The organism is Hydrotalea sp. AMD, assembly GCF_004100315.1.
GTDB lineage: Bacteria > Bacteroidota > Bacteroidia > Chitinophagales > Chitinophagaceae > Hydrotalea > Hydrotalea flava.
This window is the reverse complement of sequence record NZ_SCKY01000024.1, coordinates 17,718-42,898: the sequence shown is the minus strand read 5'-3', so window position 1 is coordinate 42,898 and position 25,181 is coordinate 17,718. Positions and strand designations below refer to the sequence as shown.

Annotated in this window: 20 protein-coding genes and 1 pseudogene; 13 read left to right on the top strand and 8 right to left on the bottom strand. The window is 37.0% G+C overall.

Translation table 11 applies throughout. The annotated features are described in order from the left end of the window. Positions 1-68: 68 nt before the first annotated feature. Positions 69-1,394 (bottom strand): exonuclease domain-containing protein, encoded by a 1,326-nt coding sequence (locus tag EO766_RS15095; protein WP_074419526.1) that lies wholly within the window; start codon positions 1,392-1,394, stop codon positions 69-71. 110 nt (positions 1,395-1,504) lie between these two features. Here EO766_RS15095 and EO766_RS15090 point away from each other — a divergent pair, with 110 nt between their 5' ends. From EO766_RS15090 to EO766_RS15080, 3 genes are read left to right on the top strand one after another with little or no spacing between them, the layout of a single operon-like run. Beyond that, positions 1,505-4,141 carry a valine--tRNA ligase gene (locus tag EO766_RS15090; RefSeq protein WP_074419527.1) on the top strand — a complete coding sequence of 879 codons (2,637 nt, stop codon included), beginning with the start codon at positions 1,505-1,507 and terminating at the stop codon, positions 4,139-4,141. 29 nt (positions 4,142-4,170) lie between these two features. Further along, positions 4,171-4,782, top strand: coding sequence for a phosphatase PAP2 family protein (locus EO766_RS15085; protein ID WP_074419528.1), 612 nt, complete (start codon positions 4,171-4,173; stop codon positions 4,780-4,782). 3 nt (positions 4,783-4,785) lie between these two features. After that, the gene (locus tag EO766_RS15080) at positions 4,786-5,280 is read left to right on the top strand and encodes a GNAT family N-acetyltransferase (protein WP_074419529.1); all 495 of its coding nucleotides are present in this window, start codon (positions 4,786-4,788) and stop codon (positions 5,278-5,280) included. 41 nt (positions 5,281-5,321) lie between these two features. Here EO766_RS15080 and EO766_RS15075 read toward each other — a convergent pair whose 3' ends face one another. Further along, entirely contained in the window at positions 5,322-5,822 is a 501-nt protein-coding gene (locus EO766_RS15075) for an Lrp/AsnC family transcriptional regulator (RefSeq protein ID WP_074419530.1), read from the bottom strand. Positions 5,823-5,941: 119 nt separating this feature from the next. Between EO766_RS15075 and ahcY the strand changes: the two genes are divergently transcribed. After that, the gene (gene ahcY / locus EO766_RS15070) at positions 5,942-7,267 is read left to right on the top strand and encodes an adenosylhomocysteinase (RefSeq protein WP_074419531.1); all 1,326 of its coding nucleotides are present in this window, start codon (positions 5,942-5,944) and stop codon (positions 7,265-7,267) included. Positions 7,268-7,417: 150 nt separating this feature from the next. Further along, on the top strand, positions 7,418-8,299 hold the full coding sequence (gene cysM / locus EO766_RS15065) for a cysteine synthase CysM (protein ID WP_074419532.1): 882 nt from the start codon (positions 7,418-7,420) through the stop codon (positions 8,297-8,299). Positions 8,300-8,350: 51 nt separating this feature from the next. On the opposite strand, the gene EO766_RS15060 is transcribed toward cysM, so the two are convergent. Next, on the bottom strand, positions 8,351-9,262 hold the full coding sequence (locus EO766_RS15060) for a sugar phosphate isomerase/epimerase family protein (RefSeq protein WP_074419835.1): 912 nt from the start codon (positions 9,260-9,262) through the stop codon (positions 8,351-8,353). A 155-nt stretch (positions 9,263-9,417) separates the two neighbouring features. Between EO766_RS15060 and EO766_RS15055 the strand changes: the two genes are divergently transcribed. The 8 genes and pseudogenes from EO766_RS15055 to EO766_RS15020 all read left to right on the top strand — a co-directional run bounded on the left by EO766_RS15055 (position 9,418) and on the right by EO766_RS15020 (position 17,194). Continuing rightward, positions 9,418-10,254 carry a polysaccharide deacetylase family protein gene (locus EO766_RS15055; protein WP_074419701.1) on the top strand — a complete coding sequence of 279 codons (837 nt, stop codon included), beginning with the start codon at positions 9,418-9,420 and terminating at the stop codon, positions 10,252-10,254. Between the two features lie 138 nt (positions 10,255-10,392). Further along, entirely contained in the window at positions 10,393-10,584 is a 192-nt protein-coding gene (locus EO766_RS15050; RefSeq protein WP_353744841.1) for a DUF2911 domain-containing protein, read from the top strand. Between the two features lie 200 nt (positions 10,585-10,784). Further along, on the top strand, positions 10,785-10,961 hold the full coding sequence (locus EO766_RS15045; protein WP_179853225.1) for a DUF2911 domain-containing protein: 177 nt from the start codon (positions 10,785-10,787) through the stop codon (positions 10,959-10,961). 207 nt (positions 10,962-11,168) lie between these two features. Next, positions 11,169-12,986: a BamA/TamA family outer membrane protein gene (locus tag EO766_RS15040; protein WP_074420787.1), complete on the top strand. Its 1,818-nt coding sequence runs from the start codon at positions 11,169-11,171 to the stop codon at positions 12,984-12,986. Continuing rightward, positions 12,986-13,440: pseudogene (locus EO766_RS15035) on the top strand (NanQ anomerase/TabA/YiaL family protein). The gene EO766_RS15040 and the pseudogene EO766_RS15035 overlap by 1 nt, the downstream one beginning before the upstream one ends. A 61-nt stretch (positions 13,441-13,501) precedes the next feature. After that, entirely contained in the window at positions 13,502-14,293 is a 792-nt protein-coding gene (locus EO766_RS15030) for a DUF2452 domain-containing protein (protein ID WP_218331003.1), read from the top strand. Positions 14,294-14,705: 412 nt separating this feature from the next. Beyond that, the gene (locus EO766_RS15025; RefSeq protein ID WP_068241766.1) at positions 14,706-16,070 is read left to right on the top strand and encodes a tyrosine-type recombinase/integrase; all 1,365 of its coding nucleotides are present in this window, start codon (positions 14,706-14,708) and stop codon (positions 16,068-16,070) included. 23 nt (positions 16,071-16,093) lie between these two features. After that, entirely contained in the window at positions 16,094-17,194 is a 1,101-nt protein-coding gene (locus tag EO766_RS15020) for a PDDEXK nuclease domain-containing protein (RefSeq protein ID WP_074419840.1), read from the top strand. A gap of 10 nt (positions 17,195-17,204) precedes the next feature. Here EO766_RS15020 and EO766_RS15015 read toward each other — a convergent pair whose 3' ends face one another. The 5 genes from EO766_RS15015 to EO766_RS14995 form a co-directional block, all read right to left on the bottom strand. After that, positions 17,205-19,088, bottom strand: a complete 1,884-nt coding sequence (locus EO766_RS15015) for a UvrD-helicase domain-containing protein (protein ID WP_068241758.1) — start codon at positions 19,086-19,088, stop codon at positions 17,205-17,207. Beyond that, the gene (locus tag EO766_RS15010; RefSeq protein WP_068241756.1) at positions 19,085-21,295 is read right to left on the bottom strand and encodes an ATP-dependent nuclease; all 2,211 of its coding nucleotides are present in this window, start codon (positions 21,293-21,295) and stop codon (positions 19,085-19,087) included. The genes EO766_RS15015 and EO766_RS15010 overlap by 4 nt, the downstream gene beginning before the upstream one ends. 149 nt (positions 21,296-21,444) lie before the next feature. After that, a complete protein-coding gene (gene mobC / locus EO766_RS15005) occupies positions 21,445-23,430 on the bottom strand; it encodes a conjugal transfer protein MobC (RefSeq protein ID WP_068241754.1) in 1,986 nt (661 codons plus the stop codon). Positions 23,431-23,446: 16 nt separating this feature from the next. Continuing rightward, a complete protein-coding gene (locus EO766_RS15000) occupies positions 23,447-24,718 on the bottom strand; it encodes a relaxase/mobilization nuclease domain-containing protein (RefSeq protein ID WP_068241752.1) in 1,272 nt (423 codons plus the stop codon). Next, positions 24,703-25,098, bottom strand: coding sequence for a plasmid mobilization protein (locus EO766_RS14995; RefSeq protein WP_068241750.1), 396 nt, complete (start codon positions 25,096-25,098; stop codon positions 24,703-24,705). Before EO766_RS14995 ends, EO766_RS15000 begins: the two co-directional genes overlap by 16 nt. Positions 25,099-25,181: the final 83 nt, after the last annotated feature.

Sequence of the window (25,181 nt, the reverse complement as noted above, 5' to 3'; positions counted from 1 at the left end):
AATCAATTAGGGCAGCGAATATATGGGCTGTGCAGTAAAAAAAAATTTTTAAAATAAATAGAGAATGTTTAGCGGGAAGCAATATCAAAATGAATCACATCCTCCGGATGATTGCGGATATATTGCTGAATTAAATGTTTAATAACATCATTTTCCGGATAGGGTGTTAAAGCATTTTTAAGGGTTTCTATTGATAAAGTAGTTTGTTCCGCTTCTATCAACCCCATTCCAAAGAAAACACCTTTTTCAATCAGAATATAGTGTGCGCCATCTTTAATTGAACAGATAATGGAATCTGCTTCTAATGATTGTATTGCTGCTTGTACCCGTATATTGTATGATTCAGCATCGGGGATGGGTTGGGTAATTGCTGTTTTATCGATAAAACACAATCCGGGTAATAATTCAAACCGGCGAATCAGATTCCATAAAAGATTGTAAGCTTCCGGCAAATGCCTAAACGATGCCAAAGGATGTAATTGTTTCTTCCATTTATCAATGGCCAGTCTTTCATAGCCCTTGCTGTCAACAAAATGGTATAAGCCATATTTCTGTTCCTTAAATTTTTGGCTTTTATTGTATTTAGGCCACCATTTTTTTATTTCAATACTTTCTAAAATTGATGCAGTAAACTCACTGCTGCATGTTTTATAATTAATTTCATGTATTTCTCTTAAAAAAGCCTGTTTTTGTGCAGTGGTTTTATTATTGGCAAAATGCTGCGTTACTCTTTTTTTGATATTTTTTGCCTTGCCTATATATATAATTTTTTTTGTCTGGTTGTAAAAATAATAAATGCCCGGTTGTTCCGGCAATGCCTTAAACTGTTCTTCCTTTATATGCGGCGGCAAATATGCTGTGGCATTCTTCCCCTTCATCATTTTTTGCAAATGCCCGCTGGTATCATTTTGTATCAGAAATTTTAAAAGTTCGGTAGTAGCTAATGCATCGCCTGCAGCCCTGTGTTGCTGTGTGTGCTGTATTTGCAAGGTATTACAAATACTACCTAAACCGTATTTCGGCAAACCCGGGAAAATTTTTCTTGTTAAACGAATGGTGCATATTTTATTTGTATTCAATTCAAATCCGCAAAGTGCCAGTTGTTGTTTTACAAACGCGTAATCAAAATTTACATTATGTGCAACAAAAATTCTATCTTTTAGTAAATGGTAGATATGTGGTGCAATGGCCGAGAATACCGGCGCTTTGGCTACCATTTTTTGGGTAATGCCAGTTAAGGATTGCACATAGGGCTGAATGGGCATTTGCGGATTTACCAATGTTTCATAAATGCCTTCGGTTTTTTTACCGTCAAATAATACCACCGCAATTTCGGTAATACCACTATACTGTGCATGCCCTCCCGTTGTTTCAATATCTACAATTGCAAACATGTTGGTGTGAAATTAATATTTTTTTCTTTTATTGGTTAAATTCAGTGCTTTTAAATCTATCATGCCCGAGGCATTTCCTTACATTTGCAGCATTTCAATGTTGTAAATGTATGTTTGAATTAAGTAAAAATTTTATTCCGGGAGCGATAGAAACCAAATGGTATACCCATTGGATGGAGCAAGGTTATTTTAATAGTAAACCCGATGACCGGGAACCATATACTATAGTGATGCCTCCACCAAATGTTACCGGTGTTTTGCACATGGGGCATTGTTTAAATAATTCTATTCAAGATATATTGGTACGAAGGGCAAGAATGCAGGGTAAAAATGCATGCTGGGTGCCGGGTACTGATCATGCATCAATTGCAACTGAGGCAAAAGTAGTGGCTATGTTGCGGGAAAGGGGTATTGCAAAATCTACCTTATCTCGCGATAAATTTTTAGAATATGCCTGGGAATGGAAGGAAAAATATGGCGGTATTATATTGGAGCAACTTAAAAAATTAGGCTGTAGTGTTGATTGGAACCGAACCACATTTACAATGGATGATGATTATTATAAATCTGTTATCCGCGTATTTATCGATTTATATCAAAAAGGGTTCATCTATCGCGGACAGAGAATGATACACTGGGATGTGAAAGCAAAAACTGCATTAAGTGATGAAGAAGTAATCAGAATAGAAACCCGTCAAAAATTATATTATATCAGGTATGCACTTGCTAACGCTGATGGGCTTACGCAGGAATATATTACCATTGCTACTGTAAGGCCCGAAACAATTATGGGCGACGTAGCAATTTGTGTACACCCAGATGATGAACGTTATCGGCATTTGCATGGTAAAAAAGTCATTGTGCCATTAATACATCGTGAAATACCTATTATTACAGATGAATATGTAGCAATGGATTTTGGTACAGGTGCATTAAAAATTACACCGGCGCATGATGCCAACGATTATATGTTGGGACAAAAACATCACTTACCTGTTATTGATATTTTGAATGAAGATGGTACTTTAAACGAAGCTGCGCAAATAGGAGTGGGCTTAGACAGGTTTGAAGCCAGAAAAATGATTGTAGAAAAATTAACTGATGCCGGCCATATTGTTTCAACGGAGGATTATACCAGTGAAGTAGGGTATTCAGAAAGAACAGATGTGGTAGTAGAACCAAGGTTAAGTTTGCAGTGGTGGGTAAAAATGAAAGAGCTGGCCGAACCGGCATTGCAAGCTGTAATGGAAGATGATATTTGTTTTCATCCTGTAAAATTTAAAAATTTATACCATCATTGGATGGCCAATATCAAAGACTGGTGCATCAGTCGGCAGTTATGGTGGGGGCATCGCATACCGGCCTGGTATGATCAGCAAGGCAATTTTGCAGTTGCAGAAAATGCGCAGGATGCTTTCATACAATTACAACAAAAAAATCCACAACTTACGCCGGAAGATATTGTTCAGGATGAAGACTGTTTAGATACCTGGTTCTCATCTTGGCTATGGCCTTTTGAAGTGTTTAAAGGGCTCAGTAAACCAGGAAATGAAGAGGTTCAATATTATTATCCCACCAACACTTTGGTAACTGCACCTGAAATTATTTTCTTTTGGGTAGCCAGAATGGTAATGGCTGGATTCGAGTTCATGGGTAAAAAACCCTTTAACAATGTTTATTTTACCGGCATTGTAAGAGATAAGCTGGGAAGAAAAATGAGTAAGAGTCTTGGTAACTCGCCCGATTTGCTGGGTTTAATTGATATGTATGGTGCCGATGCAGTGCGTTTCGGTATCATGATTGCTTCCCCTGCAGGCAATGATATTTTATTTGATGAAAGCAGCCTGGAACAAGGAAGAAATTTCAATAATAAAATTTGGAATGCTCTCAAATTAATTAAACTATGGGAAAGCAGAATTGCAGATCATACAGACACATCTAACGACAATGCCTTTGCGTTACATTGGTTTGAAAATAGATTGATACAGGCTCAATTGGAAGTAGAACAATTAATGGTTCAATTTAAATTAAGTGAAGCATTGAAAGTGATCTACTCACTCATTTGGGATGATTTTTGCAGTTGGTATCTGGAATGGGTAAAACCAGGTTTTGAAAAGCCGATAGATAGCAAAGTATATCAAAAAACCATTGCATTTTTTGATGAATTATTGCAGTTGCTGCATCCTTTTATGCCCTTTATCACAGAAGAAATTTATCACTTATTGGCAGATCGGACAGATGATTTGTGTGTAAAGCAAATTACACCTGCTAAAAATTATGATGCAATTATTTTACAGGAAGCTGAGTTTTTAAAAAAAGTGATTACAGCCATTCGTGAAACACGGGCAAAAAACAATATAAAGCCCAAAGATGCGATTGAAGTTTTTGTACAAACACATCAGCCCAAAGTTTTTAGAAGTATACAGCAAATTATTTGCAGGCAAATCAATGCTTCCTCATTTACAATTGTTGAAAGTGCTGTGCCCAATACCATTGTTGTAGCCATTGAAACAGATAAATTTTATATACTTTCTACAGCCGCATTAGATAATGACACATTAAAAGACACATTATTAAAAGATTTGGCATACCAAAAGAATTTTTTGCAAAGTGTAGAGAAAAAACTCAGAAATGAAAAATTTGTTCAAAATGCGGCCCCGGCTGTTGTTGCTATTGAACAAAAGAAAAAAACAGATGCTTTGGCCAGAATTAAAACCATTGAGGAATCACTTCAGGCATTAAGCTAAACAATTTGCCAGGCACTCAATCAAAAAATATGAAAAAGTATTTTCCTTTATTTGTTTTGTTGTTCGGTATATACCAGGTGAATGCCCAAAATATTGATATCAATATTTTGAAAAACATCAACCCACAACAACCCAATAATATTATTTGGCGGGGTGCTACCAGTTCTGCATATCCTGTTAGTATTGGTGTACCGGCAGGTATTTGGCTGGTTGCAACCATACAGGGCAACCAATCTTTGCAGCAAAAGGCTTATGCGGTTGGCAGTGGTGTTATTCTTTCGGCCGGAGTGGCTGAACTGCTCAAGCTTTCGGTAAACAGGGCGCGGCCTTATACTACTTATCCGCAATTGATACATCCTTTTGATGCCTCTGAAGCTGGTTATTCTTTTCCCTCTGGTCATGTTTCATTGGCTTTTGCCAATGCAACAGGACTGGCTTTGTCATTTAAAAAATGGTACGTAACGGTACCGGCTTTTGCATGGGCTACTGCGGTTGGTTATTCCCGTTTATATTTGGGTGAACATTATCCAAGTGATGTTTTGATTGGTGCTGCAGTTGGCTCCGGTAGTGCATTTTTGAGCCACTGGCTCACTGAAAAATATTTTCAAAAAAGAAAAAATAATCGTGCAAAACAAGAATAATTTATGAGCACTGTTATTCAAAAAGCAAAACTTTCTGATATTCCGGTTATTCAACATATTGCTTACGCAACCTGGCCGATTGCATATGGTACTATTTTAAGCAAGGCGCAAATTGAATATATGCTGAATTTAATGTACAGCAAGGATGTATTAATGAATCAGTTGCATGATGGGTACACCTATTTAATGGCAGTTGAAGATGAAAAATTGATAGGTTTTGCAGCTTACAATGCTATAACAGCAGTACAGTATAAGTTGCAAAAATTATATATTTTACCTACAACCCAAGGCTCAGGTATTGGTAAATTATTGCTGCAAACTGTTATAGACCAGGTAAAATCAGCAGGTGCCCAACAATTAATTTTAAATGTAAACCGACAAAATAAAGCCATTGGGTTTTATACCAAAATGGGTTTTCAGATTTTGAAAGAAGAAGACAATGATATAGGAAATGGGTATTTTATGAATGATTATGTAATGGCAATTGAGCTCAATTAAATTATTTTATCCTGATACATTCATTGCATCACTTTTATCAGTTATGATAATAAAGTATGGGTTTGTTTCACAATACCCATAACAAACACACTTTGTACATGACCTATGTTTTCAGCTTCGCTTAATTGATTTACATGAAAATCATAATATGATTCCATGTTTTTTACTGCCACCTTCAACATAAAATCAAATTCACCTGATATATTATAACATTCTTTCACTTCAGGCATGGCCTGTATGGCTTTTATGAATTTTGATCCTGCACTTTTATTGTGTTGTTTTAATGATACATAACAAATTACCCATAAACCTTTATTGACCTTGGCGGCATTTAATAAAGTAACATATTGCTGAATAATGCCGGATTGTTCTAATTTTTTTATTCTGTCATGAACCGGTGATGTACTTAAATGCACTTTGTCGGCTATTTCTTTAATCGTCATTCTTGCATTGGATTCCAACAATTGTAAAATTTGCCAGTCAATTTTGTCTAAATCATCTGGTAAAATGTTCTTTTGTTCTTTTTTCTGTGCTTCCTGCATACCATTTCAGTTTTTTATACTGTTATAATGAATAAAAGTATAATAATTTCCTGATTTTATAGCATTAACGAAGCTTTTTATTCTTCTCAACTATCTTTGTACGGAAAAAATACGCTAATATGTCAAATACCACTTATGCAATTGATTTTAAATTGCCTTATAAAGTTGCCGATTTAAGTTTGGCCGAATGGGGTCGTAAAGAAATTAAACTGGCTGAAGCCGAAATGCCCGGTTTAATGGCTTTAAGGGCCGAATATGGAGCCTCACAACCATTAAAAGGTGCCAGGATTGCCGGTTGTTTACACATGACTATTCAAACAGCAGTACTCATAGAAACCCTCGTTGCTTTGGGCGCTGAAGTAAAATGGAGTTCCTGCAATATTTTCTCAACACAAGATCATGCTGCTGCTGCCATTGCTGCTGCAGGTATTGGTGTATTTGCCTGGAAGGGACAAACCGTTGAAGAATCTGACTGGTGTATAGAACAAACATTATTCTTTGGTAGTGCAGACAAACCATTGAACATGATTTTGGATGATGGTGGGGATTTAACCAATATGGTTTTAGATAAATATCCAGAATTGGTAAAAAATATTCGTGGCTTATCTGAAGAAACAACAACCGGTGTACATCGTTTATACGAAAGAATGGAAAAAGGCACTTTACCTATTCCCGCAATCAATGTAAATGATTCCGTTACCAAATCTAAATTTGATAACAAATATGGTTGTAAAGAAAGTTTAGTGGATGCCATTCGCCGTGCTACGGATGTAATGATGGCCGGTAAAGTAGCCGTTGTAGGTGGTTATGGTGATGTGGGTAAAGGTTCAGCCGCCTCATTAAGAGGTGCCGGTTGCCGGGTAATTGTAACTGAAATTGATCCTATTTGCGCTTTACAGGCTGCAATGGATGGATATGAAGTGAAACCCATGATTGAAGCAGTGGAAGAAGCTGATATTGTGGTAACAGCATCGGGTTGCCGTGATTTAATTACGGAGCAGCATTTCCTTAAAATGAAAGATAAAGCCATTGTTTGCAATATTGGTCACTTTGATATTGAAATTGATATGGCCTGGTTAAATGCCAATTACGGGCATACCAAAAACACCATTAAACCACAGGTTGATTTATATACCATTGAAAACAAAGACGTAATTGTTTTGGCCGAAGGCCGTTTAGTAAATCTGGGTTGTGCAACAGGGCACCCCTCATTTGTAATGAGTGCCTCTTTCACCAACCAAACATTGGCACAAATTGAACTTTGGAACCATGCTGATCAATACGAAAACAAAGTATATGTGTTGCCCAAAGTATTGGATGAAAAAGTGGCACGCTTGCACTTAAGCAAAATTGGTGTTCGTTTAGATGCTTTAACCGATACGCAGGCCAGTTATCTGGGTATTCCTAAAAACGGACCATTTAAAGCAGAAATGTATCGTTATTAAAATTACTTTATTGATAAAGAAAAAAGCCTGTGGGATATACCTGCAGGCTTTTTTGTTGCACACTTCAATATTAAATTTTCTTAATTAGTAAATGGAAGTGGTTGCATTTTCGCCGCTTTATCAGAACTTGCAACCTTTAATGATTATACTATGGCAGGTATTTTAGATTGTATTGGTAATACTCCTTTGGTGGAACTAACATCAATTACCCAAAATAAAAATGTACATATTTTCGGAAAATTAGAAGGTAATAATCCCGGTGGAAGTGTGAAAGACAGGGCTGCCTATGGTATGATAAAAGGTGCAGTTGACAGAGGCGAATTAAAGCCGGGTATAAAATTGATTGAAGCTACAAGTGGCAATACCGGAATTGCATTGGCTATGATTGCACGATTATTTAATGTGGAAATTGAATTAGTGATGCCCGAAGATGCTACACGTGAACGCGTATTAACCATGCAGGCTTATGGAGCCAAAGTAGTGCTAACCCCAAAATCAGGTTCAATGGAAGCTGCCATTGATTATGCCAATGCTCAGGTGGCCAAAGGTGGTTATTTAATGTTGAATCAATTTGCTAATCCGGATAATTATAAAATGCATTACGCTACCACAGGCCCGGAAATATGGCGCGATACAAAAGGAGCAGTTACTCATTTTGTATCATCAATGGGTACTACCGGAACGATTATGGGTGTTTCCCGGTTTTTGAAAGAAAAAAATCCAAGCATACAAATTGTAGGTTGTCAGCCTACTGATGGGTCTAAAATTCCAGGCATTCGTAAATGGCCGGAAGCTTATTTGCCAAAAATATTCGACAGGAGCCGGGTAGATAGAATAATGGATATTGATGAGAAAGATGCCCGTATTATGGCGAAGCGATTGGCAAGAGAGGAAGCAGTTTTTGCCGGTATGAGCAGTGGTGGTGCGGTTCATGCTGCATACCGGCTATCTGCAGAATTAGATAAGGGGGTAATTGTTTGTATTATCTGCGACCGTGGTGACAGATATCTGTCTTCCGATTTATTTGATTAAATTTTTGATGTTTTTATTGCGCATAGCTTTTGATATTGGTAAACATATTGGTTAATAGCCCCATCCTTTCATAATACCTAAATTTTCTTTGGCACAATCCAATGGAGCTTTTCCCTGATATGATTCCTGCTCAATAATAAATAAATGGGTGCCCCCTCTTTCTCTACCAAAATCAATCACCTCCTTCACCGGTACAATACCATTATTGAGTAAACTGCTTTCATACATTTCTTTACCATCCGTTGCTTTTATTTCATTCTTTACATGCATGGAGGCAAACCTGCCAGGATACTTTTCAACAATGGGCATTACAGTGGCATTGCCATTGTACAGGTTACCCATATCTAATTGCTGAATTACGAGGTTGGGGTCTGTATTTTGAAGAATTACATCATAGATGGTGGTGCCCGGTATAATTTCTTTGAATTCAAAATCATGGTTGTGATAGCCAAACTTCAATCCCCATCTGTTGCACAGCATACCACATTTATTAAAAACATCCATAAAGCTTTTTAAGCTATCTATATTGGTACGCATAGAATTATCCAACCAAGGACTGATTACATATTGCTGGCCTGCAATGGCTGCATCTTCAATGGTATGTTTCCATTCTTTGGTAAAATCTTTTTTCTCTCCATTCCAATGTTTGGGCTGTAAAACAGTATGTCCACTGGGCATATTCATTCCCAGATTACTCAATATTTTTTTAAATGCTTTTGGCGAATAGCCATAAAATTTTCTTTCTATATAATTCGCATGCTCCACTTGTGTATAGCCCATTGCAGCCAATTGTTGTAATGTTTGAAGTGGATTTAGTTTCATGTCATCACGAACCGAATAAAGCTGTAGTCCGGTAATAAATGGATTTCCTGTCAATAATCCGGTTACGTATTTGGGTAATACAGCTGCGCTAATGGCCGCCATTGAACTGGTATATAAAAACTTTCTTCTTGAGGTTGGCATAAGCAATTTTTTAGAATGATTTGTAATGTTCTAAAATTATGGATTTTTTTTTAACTATCCACATGCTATCTTTAACAGGTATAAATCTTTTGAATTGAATATTTTTACGCAATCATTTTCATTATACAATTTCACTTCATTACTCAAATCTTTTTATGGTGTCAGGAAAATTTTTATTTAGTATCACTCTATGCCTGGGCAGCCTGTTCCTATTTTCATGCAATAACGGTTCTCAGCAATCCAAATCTGCCGATTCAACACAAAAAAAAGCAGTAGTCAATACCATGGTTCCGGGAACACCCATTCATTATGATAGTTCAAAACGATATATATTTTTAACCTGGGACGATTCTCCGCAACCGCCCGGTACCCAAAACTGTGCACGTACTTTTAGAGAACAAGGTGTAAAAGCTACTTTTTTTTCAGTGGCGGCTCATTATAATATTGATCCGTTGCGTAAAAGAATTTTAGACAGTTTGAAAAAGGCGTATCCGGAATTTTTGGTAGCCAATCATAGCTATACCCATGCATTCAGAGATAATTATAGTTTTTATTATACCCATGTTGATAGTGCCGTGAACGATATTTTAAAAGCGCAGCAGGATATGCAAATTCCATTGAAAATAGTCAGGCTGCCCGGAAGAAATACATGGGCAGGAAACGGAGAATTCAGAGTACCTAAAACCAGCGAAAAGGTAGCACGCAGGTTAGATTCGCTGGGATATAAAATTATTGGATGGGATATAGAATGGCAATTCATTAAAGGTAATATTCCTAAACAAAGTGCAACTGCTTTGGCCAAAGAAGTTAATGATAAATTTGATATTGGTTACACCAATCAGCCCAATACCATGGTGATATTGGCACATGACAGGATGTTTGCCAAACAACAATACGTTGATTCTTTGAAAACATTTATTCAACTACTTAAGCAAGATCCACGCAACGTTTTTGAAACCATTGATCATTATCCAATTGTTCAACAAAAATAACATATATTAAAAATTAATTTTATTTTCAGCACTATTCAGCAATGTTTTTATTAGTTTACAAGCATGTGCTCAGGATAAAAGCAAGCGACCAAGTCCGCCTGCTACCGTTACTACTACAACCAATATTCTGGAGTAACCATTCAAATTGATTATAGCCAACCCGCGGTAAAAGGCAGAACCATTGGTAAAAATATTGCACCTTTTGGTGCAATATGGCGCACCGGCGCAAACGAAGCCACTGTATTTCAGGTAAATAAAGATGTTATGATTGATGGTAAAGCACTGAAAGCAGGAAAATATAGTTTATCATTATTGTCCGGCAAAACTTAACTTAAAAATTGCTGTAATACTTTGCTGTAAAGAATTACAGGCTAAAAAATGATTGTTTCAAAATTGGAGGGAGTGCCCCATCTTTTGAAATCGACTGAAATATGGTTCTGTAAAGGGTTTTAACCATTATTTTACAATTTTAGTCGGACAACAATGATAGTTTATATAGTATTCCAGGAGCAAATGAATAGACTATTATATTGAATAAATCCTGGAATCAGTGGGGAACCATTTATAATCAAAAGGATGATGTAATGCGCATTCAGGTAAAGCCCATGCAGCATGCATTTACAGAAAGAATGACTTTTACCATCAATCAATCAGGCGGGGTTGCTTTGCTATGGGGTAATATACATGTAGATTTTATAGTTAAATAATTGTGATATCCATATTTTTAAAACTCTGGTGATTAATCCGGAGTTTTTTATAAGCTGTTTTAGGCAACACCATCTTATAATTTTGATGATCTTTATTATTTATCTTAACTTTCTATTGATTATATTGCCCGGCTATAAACAAATTCACCAAACCCGTCAATGCGGCTTAACAAGCATCATATAAGTCCCTATATTCTAAGTATATGTATGCTGCTTTTCATAGGTACAGCATCTTCTGCGCAGGAAAAAAAATCGGTAGAGGATACTACTTTGCAGTTTTTAACACCCAAAAAAGGGTTGTTGGAAAAATTGGTGAAAAGCATTACCAACAATAATCCTGTTCCGGAAGATACTGCAATTGTTACCATCAATAACATTACACCATTTGCTTTGTACCGGGGTGCTATCATTCGTAGTGTTAATATTGTAAATGTGCGTTTTGGCGAATCGGTGAATGATACTGCCATTAAAAAAAAGAATTTGTTTGATGAAATTGGAAATTCCATTCACCGTAAAACAAGAAAAACTTTCATCAACAATAATTTATTTTTTAAAGCGGGAGAGGAGCTTTCCCCTTATCTGGTTGCAGATAATGAACGTTTTTTGCGCGAACAGCCTTATTTGCAGGATGCCAGAATTCAGATCACCGGAATTTCTCCCAACAATGATTCAGTTGATCTTACCGTATTTTATAAAGATGTATTCTCTATTAGTGGCTCCGGTGATGCCGGTAGTGGCAACAGTATTTATGCAGAAGTGCAGGATGAAAATTTTATGGGTGATGGGCAACGAGTGAAAATAGAAAACCTGTACGATTTAAACAGGCGCAACAGATACGCCTTTGGTATGGAATACGTGCGCAGAAATATTGCGCACACATTTGCAAATATTACAGTGGGCTATCAGGGCAATGCACCTGCCTTTAACAGTGGTAGAAGAGAAGAAACTACTGTTTATTCTTCTTTAGATTTGCCATTGGTGAGTCCGTACGCTTTATGGACGGGGTCTTTTAACGCAGCATTGCATTATACCACCAATCAATACATCAGCGATTCATTGTATAATGCAAACTTTAGGTATCGTTATGCCTCATACGATTTATGGGCCGGCTATAATATTTCTGCAAGAAGATTATTGCATGAAACTACTTCCAGAAAACCCAAAGATTTTGTAGCACTTCGGTTGGTGAAAAATGATTTTTTAGAAATACCCAATATTTATGAAACCCAATACAATTTTCAATATGCCAATTTGGTAAGTGTATTGGGGGCATTTACCCGGTTTAAACAAGATTATTACAGAACCAACTTTATTTATGGCTTTGGCCGAAATGAAGATATTCCATCCGGATATAATGTATCAGCATTGGCCGGATGGACTAACAAACAAGGTTACACCCGTCCTTATGCCGGCTTCGATTTGCAGAAATATGTAGTTACACCCAAACAGGCCTTTTTCAATTATGAACTAAAATTTGGTGGTTATTTTAATGATGGAAATTTTCAGGATATCAGTTTTCTGGCCAGTTTAGAATCCTTTTCAAGGTTAAGAAGATTGGGTAATAGCAGATGGTTAGTGCGCCATTTTATTAATGGTAGTTTTACTCAACAAATTAATACTTTTTTAAATGAACCATTACGGGTAAACAGTACTTTTGGTATTCCTTCTTTCAATAATATTATTGGATACAATGGTTCCAGCCGCGCAACCGGTAGTTGTGAATCTGTTTTTTATAATACCTGGAAATTTTTTGGATTTAGTTTTGCACCCTTTGCATTTGGAAATGTTTCTTATTTAAAACCAATAGGGCAGGGGTTTAGTTATGGTGATGTATATACCGCCTGGGGTGGAGGTGTACGAACCAGAAATGAAAACTTAGTTTTTGGTACCATTGAATTGCGTATTCAGTATTTTCCCAGAACTACAGTCGGCATGTCGCCCTGGAATATTGGCATTCAATCTAATTTACAATTCAAGTATAACAGTCAGTATATTAAAAAACCCGATTTTGTAACTGTAAATTAATGTGGATGATTATTGATTATTTAAACAATATGCCTAATTATAATTTTCAACAGCATTTATTAGATGCTATTTCATTTTTAAAACAACCGAATTTAGAAAATTTGCCCAATGGAAAATATGCAATTAAAGGCAATGATATTTTTGCGCTGGTAAGTACATATGAAACAGTGTTGCCTGAAGAGGAATGGATGGAATCTCATCTTGTTTATACCGATATTCATTACATCATTGATGGGAAAGAGCAGATTGGTCATGGCTTTTTAAACCAACAGCCCGAGCAGCAATTATTGGATGTTGCCAATAATTGCATAACCTATCAAACACCTCCTTCTTTTTATTCTATATTAGAGCAGGGTATGTTTGCTATTTTTTTCCTGCTGATATACATATGCCGGGCATTTACTTACATGAAAAATCTTTTATAAAAAAAATTGTTATCAAAGTGAAATTATAATTCGCAACAAATTGGAGTTGCAATTGTAATCATTACAATTTTAAAATGAATAGAGTAAGCAATGGTACAAGCGTATAATTTTTTAGCCAGTTGGCAATTATTTCCTGAAAAATGTGTGTACGAATCCGGAATTGTACCCAAAAGCGGCAATTACAAAATAGAATCTATTTTAAATGGAAAATCGCTTCAAATTAGCATAAACTGGATTACAGTTGAAAATGAAGCCTATTATGCACAGTTTTCGGTAGTTCCTGATGGTAGCCAGCAACCCTGTGAATACCAGGAATTAGCAGATACCGTAACAGCAGTTATACCCGATACCTCCACGCTAATTCATACTTTTTATAAAAATGAAGCTCAGGTGTTATCTGTGCAACATCGCATTTTATCAAATTGGTTTCTTGAATTGGTTTATGAGGGCATTACTACTAATGGCGCTGCATTTGTGAATAAAGAGGTATATCACAAACAAATGAGTGTATTGCCTTATGCTTCATCAGTGGGCAGTGTAGTCATTCAACCAACCAAACAAGGAATGATTAAGCATAAAGCATTAACTGCAATGGAAGAACAAACCAATATGCAGTTAGAGCAAATTAAACAACAAATTGAATTACTAGCCAGACAGGCTCAGGAAATCAGAAAACGCCGGGAATTAAGTTTAATGATTTATGATGCCCAAATCAACTTCAAACCACAAATTGGACAGGTGTATTATTTATATGAGAAAAAAGATGGTAATTATTTATTGTCATTGGTTGCACCCAAGGAGTGGGCGGGCAGTGGGCCCTTTAAACAATTTTTGGCATCTGTTCAGTTATTAACTGATCATACCTGGGTCGAAGTAGCCTGAAACCTAAATATAAATAATTGATACAAAAAAAGAGGATGTATCAAAAGCAAAATGAAGGGGCTGAGATTTGCATAAACGAAAATTTTCTCCAATGCCCCAATGCCCTCTCTTACCGAGTAAAAAGAGGCTGCATAGCACTTTTGATACAGCCTCTTTAAATTTTTTGTGACCCCGTCAGGATTCAAACCTGAAACCTTTTGATCCGTAGTTGGAAAATATTCTTTTCTTCATTTAATCTGCTTTAACCGGTTTTATTCTAAATCATTTGATTTCAGTTTATTGCATGAGATTTGCTTTTCTGTTTTAACAACAGCAAATGCTGTTTTAATACCTGTTTGTTTGCAAATTGTTTGCAAATCCATTCGTGATTTATGATGTGAGAATGAATGGTGATAATGTAAAATCATAAATTATGTCAACTACAATTTCTATCATCCTTGATACACGGAGGATGAAAAAAACTGATAAGTACCCTGTAAAATTAAGGGTAACTTTTCAACGTGTAACCGAATATTATCAAACAATATTTGACCTGGCAAAAGAAGAATGGGAAAAACTACCTGCTTCAAGAATCAGTAACGAATTACAGCCCATAAGGGATAAGTTAAAAGACATCGAAAGAAAGACTGAGAATGCCGTAAAAGAATTAACGCCCTTTAATTTTGCAGAGTTTGAAAAGGATTTTATAAGGGGCAATACAAATTTTCGCCAAAGAAATTTCAAAACAGAAGTAATTACTCCAAATGGTGATGAATTTGATTACTCCCCCTTTTACAAAAAAATTCCGCTATTTATTGAGACGGCTGGTAAGCCTGGGCTAATTTCTTATTCCTATCTAAAATACATTAAGCAATTAATTCGTGAAGGCAGAATAAGCAGCGCTATTAATTATCACTGTAGTTATGTTTCATTAAGGAAATTCAGGGGAGATGTGCCGTTTTTTGTTATTACAACTACATACCTCAAAGAGTATGAGAACTGGTTGAAAAACCAAGATATATCGAAAACTACTATCGGGATATATCTACGACCACTCAGGGCCCTCTTTAATGAGGCAATAGAAGACGGTATCATTAAAAGAGAAAAATGTTATCCATTTGGCAAACGTAAATATAGAATCCCAACATCAAAAAATGTAAAGAAAGCACTTGAACTGTCAGAAGTTGAAAAAATATATTTCTATGAATGCAACCCTGAATTAATGGGTGAGCAACAGGCAAAGGACTATTGGCTATTCAGTTATTTCGGTAATGGCATGAATCCAAAAGATATTGCCAGCCTGAAGCATAAAAATATTGATGGGGACTACCTCACTTTTGAACGTTCAAAAACGGAACGGTCATTACGAAGCGACCCCAAGCCTATTACTATTTTTCTCACCGATGACATGAAAAAAATAATTGAACGAAGGGGCAATAAAAATAAAGCCCCCAATAATTATCTGTTTCCGATACTGGAACATGGATTATCTCCACTCCGGCAGTATGAACTAGTACAAAACTTTGTTGGCTTTATCAACGATTGGATGAAACGTATTTTCAAAAATTTAGGTATTGATAAAAAATGGACAACTTATGTAGCAAGGCATACTTTCTCCACAGTTATGAAACGTTCTGGTGCCAGTACTGAATTTATACAGGAAGCACTTGGGCATTCTGATTTGAAAACGACTGAAAACTACCTTGACAGTTTTGATAAAGATGTGAAGAAAGAGTTTGCACAACGGCTTACTTCCTTTAAAAAAGAACGATTGCTGCAAGCAGATTTGATGGAATAATTATTAATCTTAAAATGACGGTTATGAAAATTGATAAAAATTATGTAGAGTTTATTCACTCTCTAAAAAAACAAATTGTGCAAAGCCGGTATGTGGCAGCCAGGCTGGCCAACCAGGAGCAACTGATGCTATATTTTAAAACTGGTTTGATGATTTCAGAGAAGATAAAGGCCCAAAAATGGGGTGCCAAAGTGCTTGACCAAATTTCGGCTGACCTGCAAAAAGAGCTACCCGGATTAAAGGGATTTTCGCCGGGAAACCTCAAAAAGATAAGGCTGTTTGCAGAGGCTTATGCACCCCATTTGGTAATTGGTTCGACGGCGTCGAACCAAATTGGGCTGGCAGGCTCCGGAGAGGGTTTTTCAATTAGTTCGGCACTGGCGAACCTAATTGAAAATAAGGCATTTTACGAGGCTTTTACAGGTATCAGCTTCTCCCATCATTTTACCATTATCACCAAAATAAAGGGCTGGGAAGCCCGGATTTTCTATATCCAGTCTGCAGCAGCCAATTTCTGGTCGCTGACAGTGCTGGAACACCATATTGAGAATAACCTGTATGGCAAAGAAGGTAAACTGCCCAACAATTTTGATGGTACTTTGGCTGAAACTTTAAAGCCCTCAGCACTAAAGGTATTTAAGGATGAATATCTGCTGGATTTTATTGCAGGTGATGAACTGGACGATGAACGGCACATTGAACAACAGGTAGTTTTAAATATCCGCAATTTTATTTTGCAAATGGGCAGGGGCTTTTGCTTTATTGGCAACCAATACCGGCTTGAAGTGGATGGGGATGAGTTTTTTATTGACCTCCTCTTTTTTAATCGTATCCTGCAATGCCTGGTAGCCTTTGAACTCAAAAAAGGAAAATTTAAACCAGCCGATGCTGGGCAGCTTAATTTTTACCTGAATGTACTGGATGAAAGGGTAAAGCTTGAGCAGGAAAACTCAAGTATTGGAATTGTACTTTGTAAAGAGAAAAATAACACAGTGGTTGAGTTTGCTATTAAAAGTTTTGATAAGGCCATGGGAGTGGCTACTTATAAAACCTCTAAACAAACACCATTAAAGATGAAAGGGATATTGCCTGATACGGATGAGTTAGGGAAGTTACTGGAATGAGATGAGTAAGTTAAACTGTTTCAATTTCATTTTGCTCAAACCAACCATAGTCAATAGCGTTTTGTTTAATTGCCGCAGGGCTATCTGTATATGCAACTATTGCCAAGCTGCTTTTAGCCCTGCTACAAGCTACATAGAAAAGCCTTTTGGTTCTATCAATACCTGTTTCTTTACCTTCACTTATGTTCTTTCTATCTCCGTCGGTAAGCCCTTTAGCTCCAAACAGTTTGTCGTAGCTAAATAAAAAGCCTTTTGCTTCTTCATCGTCAATAATCACCATCACTCTTTCGTACTCCAGGCCCTTCACACCTTGGTGTGTTCCGAATTTTGATTTTTCAGAAAGATACTCACTGTACATTTTTAGCTGCGAAAAGGGTACTTCCAATGCCTGCCGCCAGGCAGGCGTTATCTCATCACTATTTTGCTCCGGCGTTTCGTTATTACCGTTGATAGAAGCAGCACCTGCAACCACTGGCACCAATGATTCTGGTATTGAAAATAATCTGGTATTAAATATATTCTGTAATACATTCTTCAATAATGGATCTTTGCCGTTATCCCATAACTGCAAAAGGCTTTCCAGCATTTTCTTTGCTTTCTTCACATTCTCAAGCTGCTCCTCACTTCGTACCAATTGTTCTTTCGTTAGTATTTCTGCGTTAGCTTTTACAATTCGTGTTACCTCAAACTGGTCTCCGGTTATATGGGCTTCTATCAAAGGCAAAATAATTTTTGTAAATAATCTAAGAGAAGGAAGAGTACCGTCCAGCAACCCTGTACGAAGTCTGTCCTGCTCATATAAGGGTGCAAAAAAATCAAAAAAGCCCATGCGCCTTGCAGCCATGTGATGCTCCAATATAAGTGTTTTCACATCTTTATTTTCTTCACTGTGCCAAAGTGAATCATTTGTAATAGCCATCATTCGTTCGCATATCTTTACTTCTGCTTTCTGCTTATCAATATTTCGTGGCACAATGAATAATCTTACAAATCCATCTTCCTTATCAGTTCTTGGTTGCTGTTCCTGTCCGTCAATTCCTTTCCTTATGTTATTAATTAACCGTATTATTTTTTTACCTGAACGATGGTTCATTTTCTTGGCAGGTGTTATCCATTCCTGTGGAAGGTTTCGTCCCAGGTTCTCTTTTCCATCCATGTATATACGCTGCATAGTATCGCCAAACAATCCTAATGAAAATGATTCTTTCTTTTGCTGCTGAAGAAGAAAAAATGCATCAATAAGCTCCCGTTTTGTGTCTTGGCTTTCATCAATTAGGATAACAGGAAAACGGCTTATGACAATATCCTGCATTAATGGAAGGTTAGTAATGAAATGCGCAGCAATACTTATTACTTCTGTATGATTTAATGAATCCCGTGTAATATTATCTCCATTGGGATTGTAAGTAAATTTCACAATTGAATCAAGTGAATCAAATCGTTTAGATTTAGATTTAATTTTGGCTGCTCTTTCTACAGAAGTTTTATTGCCCAGGTCCCTGCTTTTACTTTGTTCAGCATTTAAAGTATTAATCTCTGCAGACAAACTCTTTCTAAGCCATTCTCTGATATCGAAAGTATAATGCTTAATGGCTTCCCATGCAAAACTGTGTATTGTACTCACAGAAAATATGGAATCAAATTCAAGCCGGCGGGTTATTTCATCACTTGCAGCATTAGTGTATGTAATAATGGCTATTTTTTTCCGATGAAGCCGAAAACGTTTTCCATAGTCATTTTTGAAACGCTGCAAAACATTTACAAGTGAACGGGTCTTTCCAGAACCTGCCCCGGCAAAAAGAAAAAAACTTTTAGGGCTGTCTGGATTAAGACAGGCATATATTTCCTCATCTACATTATCATCTACGGTATTTTGTTTTACTGATACACTCATTTCTTTGTTTTTTGAGTAACAGGTTTAACATCTTTTTTCTTTGGCTTTAATCTTTCTTCAAGCCAGTCCAATCCTTCCTTAATGTATGCAGGAGTAATAAGAATATTTGGTTCATTAAAATAAAATAGGTCTAAGGCAAACTCTGCCTTTTTTGCGCCTTTATCTGTAATAGCATCATACATTTCCTTCGCTGCTTTTTTCACATCTGTTTCTTTTGCCGCATTAATCATTTTTTTAAGCAGCCCTGTTCCACTTGTAAGTGCTTCAAAAATACTTTTATTAGTGAGTACCAGCGAATCCTCAAATGTATATGGGTACACTTCAATTTCTTTAGCCCCCTCCTTCAGTTTAATAGTAGTTTGATAAGCGACCCTCACCGGAAAACCTGCATCTTGTTTCTTTGCAAAATCTAACGCAAGCAATTTATCAAGTTCGTCTGCCACAGGAAGCCACTTCTTCAATGTGTCATTTCCAGTTTTATAACCTTTACCCTTATCAGGTTGAACTTTACTGTTGTTTGCTGCCGGGTTTACCGCATCCAGGTCAGTAATAATTAGGGTTATAATGCCAAGACTTTCTATAAGAGGCTTCAATGTATGTGCATGACTACCGCCAATTTCTAAAATAGAGATATATGCATTATTCAAGTCGGTATGATGCCTAATGAAGTAAGGAACCAGCATCCGCTCCGCAGGTCCTTCCACCAATATTACTGCATCTGCAAAAAACAAATCACAATGTGTTGTTCGCAAATAACGGACTGCGAATTTAGTAGTATCATCATTATTACCAAAAGTGTTTGATAAGTTTATCACTTTGGATGTGGCAATAGATTGTCCGGCAGCCTGCTCTCTTTTGAAATATCGCAGGCTTGTAAAATCTATTTCATGTGCTATATGATTGGAGTGGGTGCTGATTACAAGCTGCGTAATAAATTTATCATCTAACAGGTTGTTATTACTCCTTAATACCCGGTATGCTTCACGAATAAACACCTGCTGAACCTGTGCATGTAAATGTGCTTCAGGTTCTTCAATCAATACCAAATGCAATGGTTCAAATTCAGGTATGGCAGATGCTGTACTGCTTGGTCTGTAACTTTTCCCTACCTGCATCCACTCATCCCTGAAGCGAATAAGTTTAAAAATCATGGAAATAAGGTTTTGATATCCAAGTCCATTGTATTTTTCAGGCAGGCTTAATTCCGCCCCTTCATCACCAAGACTGTATCTTACTGATGAATCATGCTTCAGGCTTTCAGTGGTATTGATGTTGCTTGCCAAACTAATTGTTGGATTTCCAAAGCCAGGATAATTAAGCCCTTCAAGTTCTCCAATAGCTGATTTAAAACTTTCCTTGAGGTTTTCTTCAAATAATTTCTTGGCATCTTCCATTGCCCTCAACGCTTCTACATCTTTTTCAGTAGTATTTAACTCCGGGTTCAGATGCTTTTCATAATAATTGCGTAGCTGATTAGAAAGATTTTTCTGTGTGCCTGTAGTTTCGCCACCTTCGGTATTTACATCTGTAAAACCCCGTTGAGCATTAATAATATCAACTTTAATTAATCCCTTTAATGCATCTGTATCTAATGGTAAACTGTTGGCAGGTAATTTTTGAACGGTAGTTTTACAAGCAGGGTCAAGCAGATAAGTTTTGATTGTAAAAAATTCATGCAGCCGTTTTTCTAAAAAATCCCACATATCTTTTGGCCACAAACTGAACCCGGGTGTTCCTTTCTTTTTTGCAGCAGACATTTTACGGGCATTGCCACAAATGCTATAAAACTCTTTGTAAAGTGCCGACACATCAACTGGCTCAAACCGCAATCTTATGCCTAAAGAACCCCCGGTCCAGCTAAGGGTTGGGATGAGGTGGCTTACATAATGGATTTCTGTTGGCTTAACAGAAAGCCATACGTCTAATGTTGGCAAATGTTCCTCCCACTTGTCAATCTTCAAATCAATCTTGGCGACATCGCTTTCTTTAAGCCATTCTTCGCAAATAGCATTTAGATGTTTCCAGTTGGAAAGAGTAAAGTCCCTTGTAGTAAACTTCTTTGCTTTGAAAAAAATAATGAGGGCATCCATAGCAGTGGTTTTACCACTGTTGTTGGGGCCTACAAAAACTGTTTCTTTATCTGAAAAGTATATTCTGCAATTTTTTAATCTCCTGAAATTTTGGACATCCGTAAAATCAATTCTCATAGTTTAGTTTAAAAAATACTAAGCGTATTTACGTTTAAAATTAAATGTTAATAAAGGTAGTTATTTTATAGAACATTTAGTATTTACAAAACAGTCAAAATCCATGAAAGACAGCGTTTTAGGCACTGCTATTTTCAACGGCAAGTTTATTACTTTAAATTATCAAGATTATTTACTTCAGACATTTCCTTTTTCAACCTCCCCACTTCCTCCCCAATCAATCGCTTAATATCTATCTTTACCTGGTAGTAATTATCCAGCACTTGCTGCTGTGTAACATTAGAGACCGCAGGAATATCCCTGTAATTGCTCACTTCAGCATTTAGTTTATCATGGTCGTTGATGATTTCGGAGTGAAACATTTTGAGTTTGATTTTTTCTAATGGGTCATCAGCAACCATACCTACAAACTCACCGGAAGAAAGGGCTGCAATTTTACTGGCAGGTATAGCACTATCCAATTGCTTAGAATGGCTGATGGAAGTATCCATCCGGTTAATGGAAACACTCTGCCGGTCCTGCATTATTTTTCCGAAACGTTCACTTAGCAGTTTAGATGTTTCTCCCATCACCTGGCCACTGATGATATTGCCAGTAATGTTTACAATTACATCGGCTTGCTCCCGGCCATAATCTTTTTTAAGTTGACTAAAATCCTGCATGGCAAGAGTGGTCGCAACTTTATTGCTTCTTGCAGTGGCAATCAGGCTGTCAATATTGTTGAAATAGATAGTGGGAAATTCATCAAATACCAAACTGCATTTCTGCATTCCTTTTTTATTGACTTGCCTTACCAGCCGGGAAACATACAGCGATAACACAGCTCCATAAATCTGCTGCTTCTCCGGGTTGTTGCCTACGCAAACAATTTTTGGATGTTTTGGATTATTGATGTCTAATGTAAAATCATTACCGCTCAGCACCCAATACAACTGCGGAGCGGCAAGCCTTGCCATACCGATTTTAGCAGAAGCCACCTGTCCCTCTAATTGCTCCATTGCATCGTTTTGATAGGCTGTAATGAATGGGTTAACTAACACTTCAATTTCTGGTTGTGTGTTTAGCACCGGAAACAATTCATCATACTCTGCCTGCATCAGTTCTATTACATGCGGCAGGGTGCAATATTTTCCATCAGCATATTTTCGCAAAAACCAAATGACAGCCGTAACAAAATTGATTGGTGACTCTACAAAGAAATCTCCTTGCTTGTTTATCCACTCCCTGTTCAGCCCTAATAAAATTGTCCTGGCGCTTTCGGTTGCATCAGTTATATCATTCATACTATTTGGGTCCAGCGGATTGCAGCGGTGCGATACAGAAAGGTTATCAAAATTGATTACATAAAAAGATGGCTTTACCGAGTAGTTGTGTTTGTTTTGTTGCAGCCAGTTGTAAACAATCTTGCTCAGGTCATCGTATTTAAAATCATACACAAACATGGCAAAGCCTTTTTCAATATGCTGCTTGATAACATGCTGAATGACAAACCAGCTTTTACCGGCACCGGGACTTCCGATAACCAGCAAACCCCGAAAAGGATTGATGATATTTATCCAACTTTTTCTTACCCTGCCTTTAAGATTGTAACGGGCAGGCAGGTTGATGGAATATTCATTGGAGATAAGCCGTTCTTCCTGCGGAAATGTTTCGTTAAGTGAATTGAAAACATCATTGCCCAGATTGTACCGAATTAAACGGCTGAGTAAATTGCCACCAGCAAGTATCAATAAAAAGCCAATGCCGGTGGCGGTGATGTAAACAATCGCAACGGTCTGCACATCATATTGTAATTTGAAAAATAGCTGGCTTGAAAAATATAGCAGCATTCCAATCAGCAAATAAGCAGTGATGCTTTTCCAGTTTATCTTTTCATCTTTCTTGCCCTGTGCTCCAAATAATGAAATTATCAGCAGCCCCAATGCCATAAACTTTGATGTAAGCTGATTATGGAATAATCCTGTGTTGGAAATGTTTTTCATCAGCCTGTCAGTTATGGTAGATTTTAATTCCCATTGCTCAAATGCCACATAGCAGTAATAATAAAAATGCAGCAGCAAAATAAAGATGCTGGCAAACCTTGTCAGGTCAACTATTTTCCGCAGCCCCTGTTCATTCTCTCCTGTGTGTGACATAACTTCTTTTTACATTTTACAAATTTGGTTTCTTCTTTTTTCGTTTCTTTCTAAGCAGACTGTAAGGCGTATTGTCATATTGCTCTTTGGTAGAAAGCAACAAATCTAATGGGCTTTCAGTTTTGGTTGTAAATGGAATTGTTTTTTCCTGTTGCTTTTGCTGAACCATTTCTTTTTGAATGGAACCGCCGGAACCTCCGCCTTTTGTTTCATCTTGTGTTTGTGATTTTTCTTTACCAGTTACTAACCTGCTTTGCAATGCTGCAGCACTATAACCTTTTCCTAAATCACTACCATTGAAAACAACTTTGTTTTGGTTGTCAACGAAAGTAATTCCGTACAACCTGCCTTCAGCATTTTGGCGAAGCAGTGTATATATGCTTTTCTGTTTCAAATGCTCCAGCAATTCTTTCATTGTAGAGGGTGATTGGGAAAGGCAATCATCCAGTTTAGTTTTTACAAATGGTTTTAATGATTCTTTCGCAGTTTCGTTAGCTGTAAATTTCTTCTCCAGATTATTCAAAATAGGCTTGCAAGAAATAGAACTTGCTTTGATAGGTACACCAACCTTATTTCTATCAGCATCCAGAATACGATAAACTAATCCACGGTTCTTGTAAATCCTGCCTTCTTCTTTGCCTCTGTCTGCGATTACATTGAACTGTTTTAACGCCGCATTAAATTCCGGTAATGAAGCAAACTTGTATTGACTGAAAACTGCACCCACAACATTTGAAATACTTTTCTTGGTTTCCAACTTTCCGTAAATCGCTTTCTCAACATCAACAGATTTGATACCTGGACTTCTTAATTGCTGCTGCCTTTCTGCTTTTACCAATCCATAAGTTTTCTCAATTTCCTTTCTTGCCTTTTCAGATTGGTTTCTGCCGATATTGTGGGTGTTAATTCTGCTGCCATCTTGTTTGATAGTAGTGCTTACAATGTGAATGTGTGGATGCCCGGCATCTTCATGTTTGTAAACCAAGTAAGGTTGCTCGCTAAATCCTATCTTCTGCATATAGTCTGATGCAATTTGTAACAGCTTGTTTTCATTCAGCTTTTCTGATGGGTCAAAGTTGAGAGATACATGCAGCGTTTTTGTTGTTGCCCTTTCATTCAAAGTATTTAGTCTTTCAAAACCAGCCAGCTTCTGATAAAAGTTCATCTCTTTTGCGTTTTTTAAATAGTTGGCTGCATGAAGGCAAACAGCATTCCCTTTCAGCACCTTCTTTTCGTTGTAGTTTAGTGCAGCTTCAATACTTTTTGGTATGGTTATTTTTGCAACCATTGCTCATAGAGTTGATTCATTCTCAATTTTATTTCTTCTACTTTACTAATTAGCGTTTTCTGCAAACCGTCATACTGCTGCACCCAAACCCTGAACTCCGGTATCTTGTCCAGCAAATGCAATTTGTGTACTGCCTGGTTAAAATTGTTGCCGATAGCATTCAGTTCTTTTTTCAGGTTCAGCATGTCTAATAAAAAATCATCTGCACTTTCGTTTCTGTACTTAACTGTTACAGGTTTTTGCAAAGCCACTTTTCGCAGGTAACTGCTGGTATCTTTTTCAGTGGTTTTTCCTTGCAGCTTTGTTAGCTCATTTATTTCAGTTTCATTCATCCGTACTACTACCATTTTACTCCTCACTTCACTTTCTAACTTCTTCATGGTTTTAAGTTTTCTGTTTCAATGCCCCGAAACGACTTCGGAGTGAAGGGCAAGATGCCCCAAACGTATAACGTTTGTACATC